This window comes from Enterococcus sp. FDAARGOS_553 (genome assembly GCF_003812305.1).
GTDB lineage: Bacteria > Bacillota > Bacilli > Lactobacillales > Enterococcaceae > Enterococcus_D > Enterococcus_D gallinarum.
Window position 1 is genome coordinate 3,031,022 of the sequence record NZ_CP033740.1, and the last position, 15,983, is coordinate 3,047,004.

Below are 15,983 nucleotides of genomic sequence, written 5' to 3' on the forward strand. Positions count from 1 at the left end.
GATTCAACAAAAATCAATGCTTTGATTCTTAATAAAGCATTGACTTTTGTTGTGATGACTTTTTGTCTGCTAAACAAGAAATGAGCCAATGGAGGTTTTTGATGGTCAACCCACAGCTAATGCATTATTTAGAAACAACAATCATTCCACAATACAAGCAATTTGACACAAGTCACTCCCCTGAGCACGTCTATCAAGTGCTCGAAAACAGTATAGAAATCGCTGCCCCATTATCGGTTGACTTAGACATTGTCTCTACTGTTGCTGTCTTTCATGATCTTGGTCTATTAAAAGGACGAAAAAATCATGAACGCGCTTCAAGATCTATGGTAGAATCAGATGCTTTTTTGGCGGATTACTTTACCAAAGAACAGCGTAAAATAATCGGAGAAGCCGTCGAAGATCATCGTGCTTCCCTCTCCTATGAGCCACGATCCATCTATGGCAAAATCATTTCAGAAGCTGATCGTGATCTTGATTTTTATCGGATTCTCGAACGCACGATTTACTTTGCCATCGAAAAAAAGAGTCTTTCTGATCCTGATAATCTTTGCCAAGAGGCATTTGAATACATTCAGCAAAAATACGGTCCCCACCATCACTTGACCTTTTGGCTCGGCTATTCAAAAAATATCGCAGGCTTAGCAGAGATCCATGAAATGCTCACAGATCCGATCAAATTTAACAGCGCTTTTTCTGATTGCTATGAACAACGAATGAAAAAGCCGACTTCTTGAGCTAAGACGTCAAGATCCGGCTTTGTTTCATTTTTCTAGTCGTTCGATCATTTCTTTCATCTTTTCAATTTCTTCTTTTTGAGTTTGGATAATATCATCCGCTAGTTCTTTGACCTCAGGATCTTTGATGGCCGCATTGGTACTGGTTAAAATGGCAATCGAATGATGAGGAATCATTGCTTTCATCCATTTCACATCATCAACAGCCGTTTGGGAGCGCACCATGAAAAGTGAACCACAGAATACGAGTACACTGACAGCTAAAATCGCTAGATTCCATTTCTTATTTTCGTACATTTTCCACATAAATAAGAGCATGATCATCGCCATCACGGCCCCCATCATCAACGCCATAAATAATCGAGTCTGACTATAAAAGATATGATCCCATTGAAAAACATTCAGGTACATCATCCCAAACATCACGACCGTCGTTACTAAAATCATCACACCAAAACGCACATACTGTTTCATTTCTATCTCCTCTTTCCATAAAAATATCCACTATTAGTCTATCAGGATTGATTGTTCCTACTCAAACGAAACGCTTAATTGTGATTAGGAGACGAAGCATTGTTCACTCTTGCAAGTTTTTTCCTGGTTCCTCTATGGATTGCCAGGTATCAGGATTTTTGTTCTATCGCTTTTCCTAGGCTTTTTTTCAGCTTTTCTGTCAGATCTTTGCAGGAAGGAAGAATCCATACCAAAGCAATAAATTTTGCAGCTGAATAAGAATGTGGTAACTTGATTTTATCACATGATAAAATTTCTAGGAGGAAGTTGTATGTTTTTAGCAATAAATGAAATCCGCCATTCTAAATTGCGGTATGCACTGGTTACCGGTGTCATGTTTTTGATCGCTTACTTAGTTTTTTTCTTGACCGGGCTAGCCTATGGTCTTGCCCAAGAAAACCGAACTGCTGTCGATAAATGGTCGGCATCAGAGATTTTATTAGCCGAGGAAGCGAATAACAATTTGAATATGTCCATGATCCCTCGTAATCTCTATGATGAAGTCAAAGCAGATGAGAAAGCTGTATTGGCTCAAACTGCGGGTGTGATCACCAGGGAATCCGGTGGTGAAAAAGTTGATGTCAGCTTTTTTGGGATCGAACCAGATCAATTCTTGGCTCCTAAACTCACGGAAGGCGAACTTTTCGCGAACGACGATGAGGCAGTTGCTGACAGCAGTTTGAAAGAGGAATACGACATTAAGATCGGCGATACCGTCAAATTAGCCGGCAATGAAAAGAAACTGAAGATCGTCGGCTTTACAGAAAATGCTCGCTTCAATGTCGCACCTGTTCTCTACACGACGATTGGTGCCTATCAAGAAATTCGCTTTGAAACAAAAGATACCAGCGATAAAGCCCGCATCAATGCCATCGTTACGCGAGGAACAGTTGAAGAAGTACCGGATGAATTAACAGCAACCAAAATTAGTGATTTCATCAATGAATTGCCTGGTTATAGTGCTCAAGTGCTAACCTTTGGGTTTATGATCGGCTTCTTGATCGTCATTGCTGCCATCGTTATCGGGATCTTTATTTATGTCTTGACTATGCAGAAATCTGATATTTTTGGTGTCATGAAGGCACAAGGAATTTCTAGTCGTTACATCGCATTTTCTGTCATCGCACAAACTTTCCTTTTAGCAATGGTGGGCGTATTGGTAGGATTAGCGGCGACGATCGGAACGGCGTTGGTCTTGCCGCAAGCTGTGCCCTTTCAAGTAAACAGCCTCTTTTTTGCAGGTATTAGTGTGTTGATGATTTTGATTGCGATTGTCGGTGCTTTCTTCTCAGTAAGAACGATTGTTAAGATTGACCCATTGAAAGCTATTGGATAGGAGGATAAAAATGAGTGCCATTGAATTTAAAGATGTGAAGAAAACCTTCAAAGATGGAGATACGATGATTGAGGCTTTGAAAGAGACAAACTTTTCCGTTGAAAAAGGAGAATTTGTCGCCATCATTGGACCCTCTGGTTCAGGTAAAAGTACTTTTTTAACTATTGCGGGAGGATTACAAGCACCTACAGCTGGTGAAGTTTTGATCAACGATCAGCCTTTTAGTGACCAGAAAGAAAAAAATCGGGCCAAATTACGATTCAAAGAGATCGGTTTTATTCTTCAAGCTTCCAATCTTGTCCCATTCTTGACCGTTAAAAAGCAACTGAAACTAGTCGACAAAGTCAGCAAAGAGAATAAAACCCAATCTGCCCAAGATTTATTTACCCAATTAGGAATCGATAAATTGCAAAACAAATACCCCGAAGATCTCTCCGGTGGTGAACGTCAACGGGTGGCGATCGCTAGAGCTTTGTATCATGACCCAACAATTATTTTGGCGGATGAACCAACAGCCAGTCTGGATTCCGAAAAAGCCTATGAAGTAGTCAAAATTCTTGCGCAAGAAACAAAGGAAAAAAATAAAGCGACGATTATGGTGACCCATGATACCCGACTAACTGATTATTGTGATCGGGTGCTTGTAATGGAAGACGGTGTCTTAAAGGAAAAAGAACACACAAAAACACAACACGATTAATCTGAAGCCAAGAAATATTTGATAAGGAGTTCTCATGAAAAAAATTATCGTTGTCGGCGGCGGTGTCGCAGGACTATCCGCCGCTGTCAGATTGCAACAAGCAGGTTATGCGGTCACACTATACGAAAAAGAAAGCCAGCCCGGTGGCAAAATGAACCAAATCAAGCAAGCTGGTTTTACATTTGATGTCGGCCCGACCATTGTTATGATGCCGGAGATTTATCGCGAGATTTTTGAACTATGCGGTGTCGATCCAGATGACTATATCCCGATGGAAAAGGTTGATCCTATGCTGCAGCTCTACTTTGCTGATGAAGCACCTCTCACCTTTTCCAATGATCTGATTGAACTCACTAAAACATTAGAAGGGATTTCTGAAGAAGATGCCCAAGGTTATTTCGCCTTTCTGGCAGATATTTATAAACGCTACGTGATTGCAAAAAAAGCTTTCATCACTAAATCGTTTCGAGGATTCTGGGATTTTTATAATCCTCAATCCCTTTGGGCAGGAATGAAATTGAAAACATTCAACGATGCCTACACTTCGATCTCAAAGTTTGTTAAAGATGACCGCTTGCGCAAGTCGCTAGCCTTTCAAACATTGTATATCGGGGTTTCTCCCTATCAAGGGCCCTCTCTTTATACGATCATCCCTATGATCGAGTTGTTCTATGGCGTCTATTTCATCAAAGGCGGTATGTATACATTAGCGACTTCGCTGGCTCGCTTATTTGAAGAATTAGGCGGCGTGATTCATTATGACTCACCGATCGAAGAATTGATCATTGAAAACAAGCGAGCAACAGGGATTCGTCTAAATGGGCACATCCATTCAGCAGATGCGATTGTCTGTGCGGCTGATTTTCCTTATGCGATGCAAGAATTGATTCCTAATGAAAAAAATCGGGGCAAATACACCAATAAAAAAATCAGCCGAATGGCCTATTCTTGTTCGTGTTTTCTCTTGTACCTAGGGCTGGATAAAAAATATGAAGCCAATGGCTTGCATAGCATCTACTTTGCCGAAGACTTCAAAAAAAATGTCGATGACCTTTTTGAGTTTGGTGTTTTGCCAGAAGATCCTTCCTTTTATCTCTATCGTCCCACATTGAAAGATGCCTCACTAGCACCCGAGGGTCACGAAGGCTTGTATGTGTTGGTTCCAGTTCCCGAGCTGTCCAAGTTTAATGATTGGCAACCTAATACAATCACGAATTACCGCAACAAAATTATCCACACGCTAAAAGAAAAAACGATTTTCAATGATATCGATGAGCATATCGTTTTTGAAACCTACTATACACCACAAGATTTCAAAGACCACTACAACGCTTATAACGGGGCGACTTTCGGATTGAAACCGACATTATCTCAAAGCAATTACTATCGTCCTCATAATAAGTTTGCTTACGCAGAAGGTTTGTATTTTTGTGGCAGCAGCACTCACCCAGGAGCCGGTGTCCCAATCGTGATGCAAAGTGCAAAGCTTGCCGTAGAGGAGTTACTAAAAGATGATCAATAAGGAAAGCACGCTTTTTGAACGATATAAGGAAGACTTTGCTTATTGCGAGCAAATCATCAAAAAACATTCGAAAAGTTTCTACAGTGCTTTTTCGCAATTACCCCCAGAAAAAGCACGTTCCGTGTTTGCCGTCTATGCCTTTTGTCGGCAAGCAGATGATGCCATCGATCGTTATCAAGACATCGTTAAATTAAATGAACTAGAACACGGATTACGACAAATGGCTTGCGGAAAGGTTCTGGATACCCCTTTATGGCGGGCTCTTTCTGTTGTCTTTGCGAAATATGATTTACAGTTCCAGCCATTTTATGATATGCTCGCAGGACAGAGGATGGATCTAAATTTTCAGCCACCTGAAACGGAGGCTGATTTGAGTAGCTACAGCTACTTTGTTGCTGGAAGTGTCGGGTTGATGTTGCTGCCGATTTTATCTAGTCAGGCAGGCAAGATCCAAGAACCGGCCAAGAAGCTAGGGGAAGCTATGCAGCGAACGAATATTCTCCGGGATATCGGGGAAGATCTTGCGATGAATCGAATTTATTTACCAAAAGAAACGATGCAGCGGTTTGAGATTACCATTCAACACCTCAGACAAAAAAAGGTCACTGAATCCTTTATCCAGCTTTGGGAGTTTGAAGCTCTGCTAGCAGAAAAACTGTACGATGAAGCCTTGTCCATGATGCCTCAGATCGATGAAGACTGCCAGGAAGCGCTTATGGCTGCTTTATTGATCTATCGCGAACTATTGACGGTCATTCGTGAGAAAAATTACCAGGTTTTTCTCAAAAAAAATGCTGTCTCTATCCAAAGAAAAGCTTTTTTATTACGTTCTGTAAAACAGCAGATAAAAACCAACCGGAGTGAAAATAATGCAAGATGAGATTTTAGACGTGGCTGAACAGTTGTTCATGCAACAAGGGTATAAAGGAACTTCAACAAGACAAATCGCGGAGTTGTTAGGCATTACTCAGCCTAATTTGTATTATCATTTCAAAAGAAAAGAAGATATTTATTACGGTGTTCTTGCGCGGTTAGCGATAGATGTATCTGAAAACTTATATCAGATCGTTAATGATCCCAATGACTCCTTAGCAGAGAAACTGCAACGGATGGCTCGATTTCTGCAAAAACGTCACCCTTTCAATTTCTACTTAATGATGGATGATATCAAACATACCGTCTCTGAAGAAACCGCCAGAAAACTCTACTTGATTTGGAAAGAAAACTATCAGCAACCATTTATTCGCCTTTTTCAAACAAGTGAACTACGATTACGAAACGAACTTTCCTACCAGTTTATTGTCAGCCAAATGTTTATTCTCATTGCTTCATACTTAGATTCAGCAGAGAAAGAAACTGAACTCTATCAGGCCATTGATTTATTTTTATATGGTGTTTTAGATAAAGAGTCTAACTAGACAAACGTATCCACTCATTCCTGATTACTAAATAAGGAGGAAGAATATGCCAGAATATACTGACTTGACTGCGTCTGCTGCTATCGTCAACGCCTTTATCACAAAATACAATCAGCTCAAATCAATTTATCCAGAAGCGGTGATTGAGCTTTGTGACGACCAAGGGCATCAAATCACTGAGGTCAAAAAAATCAACAGCGAATTGATCGAATTGATCATCGACGATAGCCAAGGACCAAAATTTCGTTACATCCATCCTTCTCAATTTGATTTGACATTCACTGTCAAACAATAATCCATTAGGACGATGAAATAAGATACTGCTAATGCTTCTCGCAATGAGAAGTTTCAGACACAAAGGCATACTCACCGTTGCCTTTTGAGTTAGCTTTGATCTTATATCACTGTCCTTTTTTTATTGCAATTCTCTTTGATAGACGAATCGTATCTATTGACGTAAACTAACACTGATTTACTATTCTGAAAGGAGCATGTTATGTCAAAGAACCGAATCGAGGCCTTTACAGATGCAGTGATTGCTATCGTGATGACTTTGCTGGTCTTAGAACTTCACCAACCAAAAAACGATACCTTTCAAGCGTTTCTAGGCATCGAACATCAGTTTATCATTTATTTGATCAGTTTTGTGATGCTGGCCATTTATTGGAACAATCATCATCATCTCTTTTAAGTTGCAGAAGATATTGATGGATGGACATTATGGGCCAATCATTTGCTGATACTCTCGTTGTCGCTTTTTCCTTTTGTTACTTCATGGGTCAGTCAATACCCGCTGTCCCTCGCTCCTCAAATGCTCTATGGTGCTGTGATTTTCTTGACTGATTTTAGCTATTATTTGTTAGGACGGGCATTAAGCCGGGAAAGCCAAAATAATCCAACCATTAGGAAACTATTTCAACGCTATCAGAAATTAACCTTTACTCTTTTTGTCAACATTGTGGCATTGCTCCTTGGCTGGTTGATTCATCCGCTTTTTGTGATCAGTCTCGATAGTCTCGTTCTACTTCTTTGGGTGATTCCTGAGAAGAAAGCCGAACGCTACCTGAATCAATAATCAATGAAAACGACTGCTTGATATCCCCCTCGACAATCCATTCACTTGTTGTTCGTCTTCTTACCTGTCGAATAAAACAAAAATCATCCAACAAAGAGCCCTTTTGACGGCAGTCACTGATTCGCCATCAAACGCACTTTGTTGGATGATTTATTATTGTTTACGCGTGCTTTGTATATCCTAGCGAATAATACTCAACGAAATAAATCTACCCCAGGATTCTTTAGCACTTGCTCTACTTGTTCCCGTGTAATCAAGGGAACATCTCCTAACATCGTATGGGCCAATACAGCATTGGTGATAGCAAAATCCGCGGTTTTTTTTAGTGGCCATTTCTCGGCATATCCTAAAAGAATACCTGCTGCATATGCATCCCCTGCACCGATTCGATCTAGCACTTGTAACAATTGAGGTGCAGTTTCAACAGTTTCTTCTTTAGTGTAGATCATCCCGCTGATAAACTGTTTGTCTTCACTGGCTATCCGTCTGGTTCCTGTAAACCATTCAATCCCGTACTGCGCCATAAAGGCCTGAACGATTTGCTGTTCCTCTAGTCCATCAATAGGCAGCTGCTCACCAAATCCCAAAAGACCGTGCAAATCTCGTACAGACCCAAATACCAAATCACAATAAGGCAGAATCGCTTCGTAACGTTTTTTTAAGATTTCTCGCTGTCCTTCTTCCAAATTCAGACTGGGACGAAAATTAAAATCGAAACAAACTTTGATGTTCTTCAAAGTAGCTTGTTTTGCCAATGTTATCGCGGTTTGCCACGTTTCTTCGGTCAAGCTCAACGAAATACCACAAATATGTAAAAGATCGATCGTTTCTAAATATTCAGCGATGGGATAAGTTGCAGGTCCGGAAACCCCAAATGAACTACCGCGGCGGTTCTGATACGTCACATAGGTGGGGCGAGCGCCAAAACCAACTTCAGCAAAATAACTGCCGATATGATTGTGTGCCTGACCAATAAATTCTGTCTTGATACCATAAGTTCGCAAATTCGCTTTGGCCGCATCACCCAAACGGTTTTTTGGTACTTTCGTCAATAGGGATGCTGAAAGATTGAAGTGCGCCAGATTTCCTAAAATATTTACGCCCGTTCCTGTAAAATCCATCCGCAGCGAATGGGTTTGTTCTAATGTCCGATATTCAGGCGGTGTCAAGCGCAGCATGACTTCACCGTATGCACCGATTCGCATCACAATTCCTCCTTCACTCTTACTTCAATGAATCTTTCATCATCTTCAGTAATCGTCTCACATCTTCCGGACGGGTATCGCCCGTCTCTGAATCAATGATCGAGCTATACACGTGAGGAATGATTTTCTTGACTCCTGCATCCACAGCAATCTGCAAGATTTCTGCAAAGTTATCCAAATCAATCCCACCGGTCGGTTCAAGATAAAAGTCATGAGCTGCACAAGCTTTTGCTACCGCTTGATATTCTTCTTTGTGCGCCAATCCTTTCATAGGGAAATATTTGATTGAACTAGCGCCCATATCCTTGAGTAATGCAATCGCCGTTTCAAGAGGAACCTCAGTGGGTTCTTCCTGTGAACTTAACGGGCCAGTGGCAATATTGACAAAGCCGACTTTGCCTGTCGGAGAAACTAATGCATTAACAATAGTTTCTTCTTGTCCTAACAACGCCCGAGATGTTGCAGCTCCCGTGAATACTTGATTGACATGTTGCGGCTGCAACACAGCAGAAATTCGAGAGACCATCTCGCTCTGATTCGGATCACCGGCACCGAGACCAACTGATAACGCATTTTCTATTTCTGCTTGGTATTTTTTCATGTCTTCAATCGCTGCTTCATCCGTGGAATAATTTTTGGAAAGAACGCCTAATAAGATTTTCCCTTCGGCTGCTTCAAAACATTCTTTGGCGTTTTCCACTGAGTTAGCTAAAACGTTTAAACAAATTCGATCTTCTAAATAAGTCGGGGATTTTTTCATTCTTTTGGTTCCTCCGGATTCATGATTTCTTTTAATCGATTGACAATCACATGCATTTCAGTTTCTGTGACTGCCCGAATATCAAATTCAATAATGCCGTGATTTGCTTGATATTCTCTCGTGTAGATGGCTGGTTCTTCTACTTTTAATTTCTGGATCACTTCCATCGCCGATGGCCCATTTTGGACCCGAACCCGGGCGCGATAAATGTCTCGCCCTGCACCATCTTGGACGATATCTGCAGACAAGCCAATAATTTGATTGAGCGCTGCGATGAAGGGTTCCAAACGATGCTTCATGGAAGCGCCAGACTCGCTTCCTTCAGCCAGATACTCTTCTACTGCTTGTGTAAGCCCCATCATATTTTCTTTACCGATCTTCATGGAACGCCCGATGCCTTTGGATTGCAGTCTCACCCATTCTATTAGTTCTTTACGACCGATCACTAAACCAGCACTTGGCCCAGACAAAGCCTTGGCTCCGGAGTAGATCACTAAATCGGCACCCTCCTGGATGTACCTGAAAAGATCCTCTTCCGCTGCCGCATCCACGATCAAAGGGATGCCCGACTGTTTTGCGACTTGAGCTGTTTCCTTTACTGAAAGCATACTTTTTTGTACTGTATGATGACTTTTGATATAGAGAATCGCAGCTGTCTGGGGACTGATCATCTGAGCAATATGGTCAACAGAGCACATATTGGCATAGCCTGCCTCAACAACTTGGCCTCCACCTTGTTGAACCATCACTTCAACAGGTGTGCCATAATCCACATTGTGTCCCTTCGGCAAGATGATCTCTCGACGCTGAATCTTTTCTGAATAAGGATGGTAAAGATGGAATGATGAGCCTTGTCCAATGACTGCTGCCACAGATTGAGCAATTCCAGCAGAAGCTGAAGAGACGATTTGAGCATCTTCAACTTGAAGTAGTTTGGCCAAATAGGCCCCTGTTTTGACTGCTAACTCGCTCATCTCAAAAAAGTGTTCCCCACCAAAGCGTTGGGCTGTTAAGACACCTTCGCTCACTTTAGAAACACCGAGAATCGTCATTTTACCAGAAGCATTGATGACTTGCTTCAAGCCAAGTTTAGTCAGGTTCAATGTCATATACTTGTCCTCCAATTATAGTCTTTAGCGGAATGATCTGTCGATCAATACTTCGCTTGTTCCCATTTGAATCAATCAGTACTTTGGCTGCTTCTTTGAATTCAAAGATCGTGAAATCAGCATCCATTTCTTCTTCGATCGCACCTTTTCCTTTTAGTTGAAACTGACGAGCTGGTGCCAATGTTACTTTCTCGATGATTTCTTGCCAACTATAACCGACAACGGCTAATTTCTCCATAGTAGTAGCCAAATCATATACCGGACCCTTCATACGGTTACGTATATAAATATCGGTGCTGATAGAAGCAGCTTTCAAATTGGCGGCATAGGCTTTTTCTGCCACCGAAAAATTGAAACTATCTGTACCATGACCAATATCAAAAGCAACACCTTTGCCATAAGCATCAAAAACAAACGATTTGATGGTATTTGACTGACGATCTAAAATACCATTTTCCTTGCCATTGAAACAGTGGGTCAGAACGTCACCTTTCTCTAAACAAGACAAAATGTCAGCTAAATCTGGTGGTGCTGAACCAATATGAACCATCAATGGTAGGCCTGGGTGTTCTTTTTGGATATTTTTGGCTAATTTCAATGGAGTGATGCCATTTTCACCAATCACCGTCCTGCTCATTCTCGCTTTTAACCCCACGATGAAGTCAGGAAATTCATTTAGGGCCTTTGTGATCAGATCCCCCTTGATCTTAGAAAGATCGGCTAATTCATCTTGTTCGACGATGCCCCATTTTGAAATATTGATAAGCGCAAAGACATTCGTTTTGGCTGCTTGTGCAAATTCGTAGAAACGATGGCTATTTTCGGCGCCAGTAGTCCCCGCATCGATTACTGTCGTTACACCTTTTGCCACACCGATCTGATCGGGATAATCATAGTACAAGCTCATTTCTTCAAAACAATGGACATGATCATCAATCCAGCCTGCCGAAAGATACTGATTCGGAAGAAGTGTCCACTCCTTTTGTGCGGATTCTTCGATCGTTTTTGCGATCTGGCAAATTTTCCCTTGCTTGATCCCGATATCGAAAATCTCTTCATTGAGTGTACGTGCCTGGCGGATAATCATATCCAACATGTTAATCATTCCTCTCGGTAAATTTAAATTTGGTCCACGGATGAATATACGACAACAACAGCCGTTCTTCCTCGACAATTGATCCAACTTTATTTTTTCGCGGATCGCAATGAGGGGTCAACACCACCTGTAATTCGTTTTTGTACTTGCCAAAATCATCGTTGCCGATCACAATATCTCCAGGTTGGAATTCCTCCAGATTATCGTGGGCTGGGTTATCAAATTGCTTGTATTTTTTTCGGACTTCTGTTGATCGAATCATCCGATCAGTAATGTCCCCTCGACGGTAATGCTGCTCTTTCAGAACGATCTTTCGTTCGCATGAAGTGCTCTCCGGTGTAAAAGTCACCGAAAATTCTGTTTGGTAACGATTGATTGCGCCAAGTGCTGCAAGTTCTGCTTCTGAGGCATAGGCATTCCCAATGATTACATCATCGATCAATCCTGTTGCAAAAAGATGTTTTGCTGCGATCTCTACAAGTAAATGCCGATGCATTTCTAATGTCGGTAATCCGTCATTGATATCCCATGGACCGATCGTTCCAGACTGTGAAGTGATAAAAGCGGCAGTTCGAATTCCTTTGGCTTTAAAACGCTGGCTGCATTTTTCGAAGAACTCATACGGTAATGCGGTGCCTTCCTGAGGATAAAAATTGTGACAGCCATATAAGAAAGGCAAGTTTGCTTGATACGTCAAAATATTGTCTAAATAAGCGACGTCGTTGCTCATATTTAGCTCGATCGCCAATCCAAACGGATTATAAGTCAGCATTGCTTCTTTGCTGCCGTCAAAACCTAAATCCAAGCGGATGCCATCCGCACCCAATTCGTGGAAAAACGTCAAATCATCATAAGAAATTTCCAGCTCTTCAAAAATTGCCGGTGCAACATCCAAAATCGTTTCGTAGCCAAGTGATTTGGCAAATCTTAATAATTCTGTGAATTTCTTGCGAACAATTTCTTTCCCTTCTGTCACTTCTAACATGCTCATAAAAATTCGACTAAATCCATAGCGTTGAGCCAATTCTAAATAAGCTTTGTCTTCGTCATTACTGCTGTGGTCTGGATAAATAGAGATTCCTAGTTGTCTTTTCATTTTGTCCACTCCTTCTGCGCACCAATTTGAGAAAATTTTGTGATCAGCAACGTACTGCAACCAACAGTCAGTGTTGTCAAGATCACCAGGGCAATTGTTGTCCTGCCAAATAGCATAACGGCAATGACTAATACTAATAAGGATTCGGCTATCAGTGTGCGGAAGCGAATCTGCTGGATAAATGCTCCATGTCTGGTTAGCCAAATTTGTAATCCGATAAATAATAAACATGCATACATCAGCATCATTTTATGCACTTAGTCTCCTTTCGATCATCAAACGCGGATCCTCGCGCATGCACCACTGTTTAAGCAACAAATGAACCCTAATTGCTTCACTCAAAAGAACCATCTAGAAAGCACTCTGGGATTGAGGTGTTTACTGGGATGATCCCGTAGAATTGTTTCTGTTCACCTAGAAGAACTCGGTATTTCCCAGAGAGCTCATTTGGTTGTCATTTATGGATCGTTCTTTGCTCCTATCCCATCGTCTCGTTTGACTTCTTGATAAAGAGACCCTTCATTCTTGAGTCGCTTGTCCTTCTTCACGTTCTAATTGCTGTTTTTCAAAGACTTTAAAGAATGGGTAATAGATCGCCAATGTAATCAAAAAGTTCACCACAACTAAGATTCCAGCGGCAACACTCCAATTTGTACTCATCCAAGCAGCAATGGGTGCTGGAATGGCAAATCCTAGACGGGCAGCCATCATTGGAACGATCCCTGTCGTCGTAGCAAAGTACGAAATTGTCGTTGTAATCAAAGGTGCTACAAGAAACGGAACCCCAAGAATCGGATTCATCACAATCGGAGCCCCAAATATGACCGGTTCATTGATATTGAAAATACCTGGCAAAATCGAAAGACGTCCTAATTGTTTCAAATAGTTTGATTTTGAGAATAAAAACAAGACAACCAGCGCAAGCGTCGTTCCTGCCCCACCAATCCAAACAAACCATTGCAGAAATTGTTCTGTAAAGATGTTTGGTAATTCATGCGCATTGCCGGTTGATTGAAAAACTTCCATATTTTCTGCAATCGAGATATCCCAGAAAGGACGGATCACCGGACCCATGATTGCTGGTCCATGAATTCCAAGAACCCAGAAGAAACAAATCAAGAAAACTGTCAATAAGCCGCCAAACAAACTGTTTCCTGCTAAAACATCTTTCAGCGGCATCAAAAGGTTACTTAAGAAGCCATTGATATCAAAACCGATGATATGACGAATGACCCAAAACAAAACAAGAATCGCTCCCCCGGGAATCAATGCCATGAAGGAATTGGTCACTTCAGGGGGTACACCATCAGGCATTTTGATCGTGATATTTTTGACAATAAAGAAGCGATAGATTTCCACTGACAAAATAGCTGTGACAATTGCACCAAATAGTGATCCAGAACCAAGGTTAGCAACATTGATGAAACGTCCAGCATCGATCACACCTTCTACCGATTCAAGAACCCGAATTGGTGGTGCTGCCGTGATCAAAAAGGACATTGTTGCCAAAATACCTGCTGTCAATGAGTCTAGTTTGTAACTTTTTGCCAATGAAGATGCGATACCAAAGGTCGCATAAAGTGCAAGCAGACCAACAGTATAGCGAAACGGAATGTCTAGAACTTCACGATATGGTTCAATAAATGCTGCAACTGACTCAATAGGAAAATTCAATAATATCGTGAAAAAGGAACCGACGATCGTCAATGGTAATGTGGCAATGATTCCTTTACGTATGGCCACCATATGTCGCTGCATACCTACCTTATTTGCCACTGGCATTAACTTTTGTTCAATAAACCCTACAAATCCATTCATTTTAGCGCTCCTAATTATAACATTATAATCTTTACAAAGACAATATAACACAGTTAAAAAGGTGTGTAAACGTTTTTTTAATAGGAAATAAGCTTTCTTCCCACAAACTGAGCGATGGAAAAAAGCTTATGTCTTTCATTGTTTGAATGTTTTTTCGTAGATATAGTCATCCATTACAAAACCTTGACCGATATCAACCTTTCGTTCCCCGACCCGGACAAAACCCCGGTGTTCGTAGATGGCAATCGCTTGTTGATTGCCTTTATTGACGTTCAAAAAGAGTGTTTTGCCAGCGGCTAAAGATTCAACCCAATCAAATACTTTGCTGGAGACGCCTTTTCCTCGCATAGCAGGTGTTAAATAAAGTTTACTCAAATACAGACGGTCTGCCTCTTCTTCGTAAGCTGTGTAGCCAATAATCTCATCTTCTAATCGAAGAATAAAATAAGCGGCGCCTTCTTTGATTTCTTGTTGGATCGTTTCTGGAGATTGATAAGTTTCTAGCATATAGCTGACTTGAGCAGACCCGATGATAGGTGTAAAGACTTCTGACCAAATCTCCTTAACGACAAGCTCTAATTCTTGAATCTCCTCTAAAGATCGGACTGGTTGAAATGTAATTTTCATGGTGGACTCCTTTCAAAGATGTATCCCTACATATCTTTATTATATCGGAATGTTTTTTAAATAAATAGAAAAGTCTTTCTTTGTCTTAACTATTGATAATGTTGTCTATCCGCAATTGAAAGAAAGATTTAGCACCATCAGAAAGTTCTGCTGATCGCATCAAGTTTGTTAGGAAAAATTAGATGCGATGACGAGAAACAGGACCAGCTCATTTTCTGGAACAGTTTCTCTTTCTTTCAATTTTTATCCGAAAGTGCTACCCCACATTTTTTCGATAAGTTTTTTTCATTCCCCAAAAAAATCCGAGTGTGCTATACTGGTTACAAGAAAATAGAGACTGCCACCGGGTAGTTAAAAGAGGACGATCATTCCAGTAGGTCTTAGAAGGAATGGTCTTCCTCTTTTTGTTTTCTAAATAATCAAAAAGGAGGGAAATAGAATGGCTTGGCTCGAACTATTTTTAGCTGGCGTACTGGAAGTATTCTGGTCCACAACGATGAAATGGAGTGAAGGATTTACAAAAATCAATTTTACGATTTACACCATTATTGGTATGATCGCCAGTTTTTTCTTTTTGTCGCAAGCAATCAAACAACTGCCAATGAGTTTCTCCTACCCTATCTGGACTGGGATCGGTGCGGTGGGTTCAGTCATCATTGGTGTGGTATTGTTCCATGACAAGATAAACCCAGCCACTTGGCTTTTTGTTGGATTATTATTGATCAGTATTGTAGGCATTAAAATGACTAGCGGTCACTAACCTCAAAAAAGTTTTTTTGAAGTCTTTTAAAAGACTTTTATAAAAATCGAATCACTTCTTTCTACCGAAATCTTTCTTATTTCTACTTTTGCTTTCCTCTAGGATATCATCAGACTACTGATCTTCTCTTACAAAAGAAAAGTTGGATTACCTTCATTCTTTCTTTTCTCAAAGGCTAAAAAAGCAGCAGTTTGATCATTGATGGATCAAA

At 40.9% G+C, this 15,983-nt stretch carries 17 protein-coding genes and 1 pseudogene; 9 read left to right on the forward strand and 9 right to left on the reverse strand.

The window, feature by feature from the left end; translation table 11 throughout:
• Window positions 1-101 precede the first annotated feature (101 nt).
• Window positions 102-737, forward strand: a complete 636-nt coding sequence (locus EGX73_RS14980; RefSeq protein WP_005471094.1) for an HD domain-containing protein — start codon at window positions 102-104, stop codon at window positions 735-737.
• A 27-nt stretch (window positions 738-764) separates the two neighbouring features.
• Here EGX73_RS14980 and EGX73_RS14985 read toward each other — a convergent pair whose 3' ends face one another.
• The gene (locus EGX73_RS14985; RefSeq protein WP_123867043.1) at window positions 765-1,211 is read right to left on the reverse strand and encodes a DUF305 domain-containing protein; all 447 of its coding nucleotides are present in this window, start codon (window positions 1,209-1,211) and stop codon (window positions 765-767) included.
• 310 nt (window positions 1,212-1,521) lie between these two features.
• On the opposite strand from EGX73_RS14985, the gene EGX73_RS14990 reads away from it, so the two are divergent.
• The 7 genes and pseudogenes from EGX73_RS14990 to EGX73_RS15020 all read left to right on the forward strand — a co-directional run bounded on the left by EGX73_RS14990 (window position 1,522) and on the right by EGX73_RS15020 (window position 7,301).
• Window positions 1,522-2,586 carry an ABC transporter permease gene (locus tag EGX73_RS14990; protein WP_005471092.1) on the forward strand — a complete coding sequence of 355 codons (1,065 nt, stop codon included), beginning with the start codon at window positions 1,522-1,524 and terminating at the stop codon, window positions 2,584-2,586.
• Window positions 2,587-2,596: 10 nt separating this feature from the next.
• Window positions 2,597-3,286, forward strand: a complete 690-nt coding sequence (locus EGX73_RS14995) for an ABC transporter ATP-binding protein (RefSeq protein ID WP_003126143.1) — start codon at window positions 2,597-2,599, stop codon at window positions 3,284-3,286.
• Window positions 3,287-3,320: 34 nt separating this feature from the next.
• The gene (locus EGX73_RS15000) at window positions 3,321-4,808 is read left to right on the forward strand and encodes an NAD(P)/FAD-dependent oxidoreductase (RefSeq protein ID WP_003126142.1); all 1,488 of its coding nucleotides are present in this window, start codon (window positions 3,321-3,323) and stop codon (window positions 4,806-4,808) included.
• On the forward strand, window positions 4,798-5,688 hold the full coding sequence (locus EGX73_RS15005) for a phytoene/squalene synthase family protein (protein WP_003126141.1): 891 nt from the start codon (window positions 4,798-4,800) through the stop codon (window positions 5,686-5,688). Before EGX73_RS15000 ends, EGX73_RS15005 begins: the two co-directional genes overlap by 11 nt.
• Window positions 5,678-6,226 carry a TetR/AcrR family transcriptional regulator gene (locus EGX73_RS15010; protein WP_005471088.1) on the forward strand — a complete coding sequence of 183 codons (549 nt, stop codon included), beginning with the start codon at window positions 5,678-5,680 and terminating at the stop codon, window positions 6,224-6,226. The genes EGX73_RS15005 and EGX73_RS15010 overlap by 11 nt, the downstream gene beginning before the upstream one ends.
• A gap of 46 nt (window positions 6,227-6,272) precedes the next feature.
• Window positions 6,273-6,521, forward strand: coding sequence for a hypothetical protein (locus EGX73_RS15015; RefSeq protein WP_005471087.1), 249 nt, complete (start codon window positions 6,273-6,275; stop codon window positions 6,519-6,521).
• A 201-nt stretch (window positions 6,522-6,722) separates the two neighbouring features.
• Window positions 6,723-7,301, forward strand: a pseudogene (locus EGX73_RS15020) (TMEM175 family protein).
• 194 nt (window positions 7,302-7,495) lie between these two features.
• Here the strand turns inward: EGX73_RS15020 and EGX73_RS15025 are convergent.
• From EGX73_RS15025 to EGX73_RS15060, 8 genes are all read right to left on the reverse strand, one after another.
• On the reverse strand, window positions 7,496-8,509 hold the full coding sequence (locus EGX73_RS15025) for a sugar kinase (RefSeq protein WP_034704280.1): 1,014 nt from the start codon (window positions 8,507-8,509) through the stop codon (window positions 7,496-7,498).
• A 16-nt stretch (window positions 8,510-8,525) separates the two neighbouring features.
• Complete coding sequence (locus EGX73_RS15030; RefSeq protein ID WP_021149981.1) at window positions 8,526-9,266, reverse strand: KDGP aldolase family protein; 741 nt, start codon at window positions 9,264-9,266, stop codon at window positions 8,526-8,528.
• A complete protein-coding gene (locus EGX73_RS15035) occupies window positions 9,263-10,375 on the reverse strand; it encodes a DgaE family pyridoxal phosphate-dependent ammonia lyase (protein WP_123867044.1) in 1,113 nt (370 codons plus the stop codon). Before EGX73_RS15035 ends, EGX73_RS15030 begins: the two co-directional genes overlap by 4 nt.
• Window positions 10,356-11,471, reverse strand: coding sequence for an amidohydrolase/deacetylase family metallohydrolase (locus tag EGX73_RS15040; RefSeq protein WP_123867045.1), 1,116 nt, complete (start codon window positions 11,469-11,471; stop codon window positions 10,356-10,358). The genes EGX73_RS15035 and EGX73_RS15040 overlap by 20 nt, the downstream gene beginning before the upstream one ends.
• Before the next feature lies 1 nt (window position 11,472).
• Window positions 11,473-12,567 carry a DUF871 domain-containing protein gene (locus EGX73_RS15045; RefSeq protein WP_029486662.1) on the reverse strand — a complete coding sequence of 365 codons (1,095 nt, stop codon included), beginning with the start codon at window positions 12,565-12,567 and terminating at the stop codon, window positions 11,473-11,475.
• Entirely contained in the window at window positions 12,564-12,815 is a 252-nt protein-coding gene (locus tag EGX73_RS15050) for a hypothetical protein (RefSeq protein WP_202399198.1), read from the reverse strand. The genes EGX73_RS15045 and EGX73_RS15050 overlap by 4 nt, the downstream gene beginning before the upstream one ends.
• Window positions 12,816-13,086: 271 nt before the next feature.
• A complete protein-coding gene (locus EGX73_RS15055) occupies window positions 13,087-14,385 on the reverse strand; it encodes a PTS sugar transporter subunit IIC (RefSeq protein ID WP_123867046.1) in 1,299 nt (432 codons plus the stop codon).
• A 135-nt stretch (window positions 14,386-14,520) separates the two neighbouring features.
• Window positions 14,521-15,012 (reverse strand): GNAT family N-acetyltransferase, encoded by a 492-nt coding sequence (locus EGX73_RS15060; protein ID WP_021149988.1) that lies wholly within the window; start codon window positions 15,010-15,012, stop codon window positions 14,521-14,523.
• A 439-nt stretch (window positions 15,013-15,451) separates the two neighbouring features.
• Here EGX73_RS15060 and EGX73_RS15065 point away from each other — a divergent pair, with 439 nt between their 5' ends.
• Window positions 15,452-15,772: a multidrug efflux SMR transporter gene (locus EGX73_RS15065; protein WP_003126128.1), complete on the forward strand. Its 321-nt coding sequence runs from the start codon at window positions 15,452-15,454 to the stop codon at window positions 15,770-15,772.
• Window positions 15,773-15,983 lie beyond the last annotated feature (211 nt).

Coding starts and splice junctions, on each gene's coding strand:
- EGX73_RS14980 (WP_005471094.1), top strand. CDS start 102: ATGGTCAACCCACAGCTAATGCATTATTTAGAAACAACAATCATTCCA.
- EGX73_RS14985 (WP_123867043.1), bottom strand. CDS start 1,211: ATGAAACAGTATGTGCGTTTTGGTGTGATGATTTTAGTAACGACGGTC.
- EGX73_RS14990 (WP_005471092.1), top strand. CDS start 1,522: ATGTTTTTAGCAATAAATGAAATCCGCCATTCTAAATTGCGGTATGCA.
- EGX73_RS14995 (WP_003126143.1), top strand. CDS start 2,597: ATGAGTGCCATTGAATTTAAAGATGTGAAGAAAACCTTCAAAGATGGA.
- EGX73_RS15000 (WP_003126142.1), top strand. CDS start 3,321: ATGAAAAAAATTATCGTTGTCGGCGGCGGTGTCGCAGGACTATCCGCC.
- EGX73_RS15005 (WP_003126141.1), top strand. CDS start 4,798: ATGATCAATAAGGAAAGCACGCTTTTTGAACGATATAAGGAAGACTTT.
- EGX73_RS15010 (WP_005471088.1), top strand. CDS start 5,678: ATGCAAGATGAGATTTTAGACGTGGCTGAACAGTTGTTCATGCAACAA.
- EGX73_RS15015 (WP_005471087.1), top strand. CDS start 6,273: ATGCCAGAATATACTGACTTGACTGCGTCTGCTGCTATCGTCAACGCC.
- EGX73_RS15030 (WP_021149981.1), bottom strand. CDS start 9,266: ATGAAAAAATCCCCGACTTATTTAGAAGATCGAATTTGTTTAAACGTT.
- EGX73_RS15035 (WP_123867044.1), bottom strand. CDS start 10,375: ATGACATTGAACCTGACTAAACTTGGCTTGAAGCAAGTCATCAATGCT.
- EGX73_RS15040 (WP_123867045.1), bottom strand. CDS start 11,471: ATGTTGGATATGATTATCCGCCAGGCACGTACACTCAATGAAGAGATT.
- EGX73_RS15045 (WP_029486662.1), bottom strand. CDS start 12,567: ATGAAAAGACAACTAGGAATCTCTATTTATCCAGACCACAGCAGTAAT.
- EGX73_RS15050 (WP_202399198.1), bottom strand. CDS start 12,815: ATGATGCTGATGTATGCATGTTTATTATTTATCGGATTACAAATTTGG.
- EGX73_RS15055 (WP_123867046.1), bottom strand. CDS start 14,385: ATGAATGGATTTGTAGGGTTTATTGAACAAAAGTTAATGCCAGTGGCA.
- EGX73_RS15060 (WP_021149988.1), bottom strand. CDS start 15,012: ATGAAAATTACATTTCAACCAGTCCGATCTTTAGAGGAGATTCAAGAA.
- EGX73_RS15065 (WP_003126128.1), top strand. CDS start 15,452: ATGGCTTGGCTCGAACTATTTTTAGCTGGCGTACTGGAAGTATTCTGG.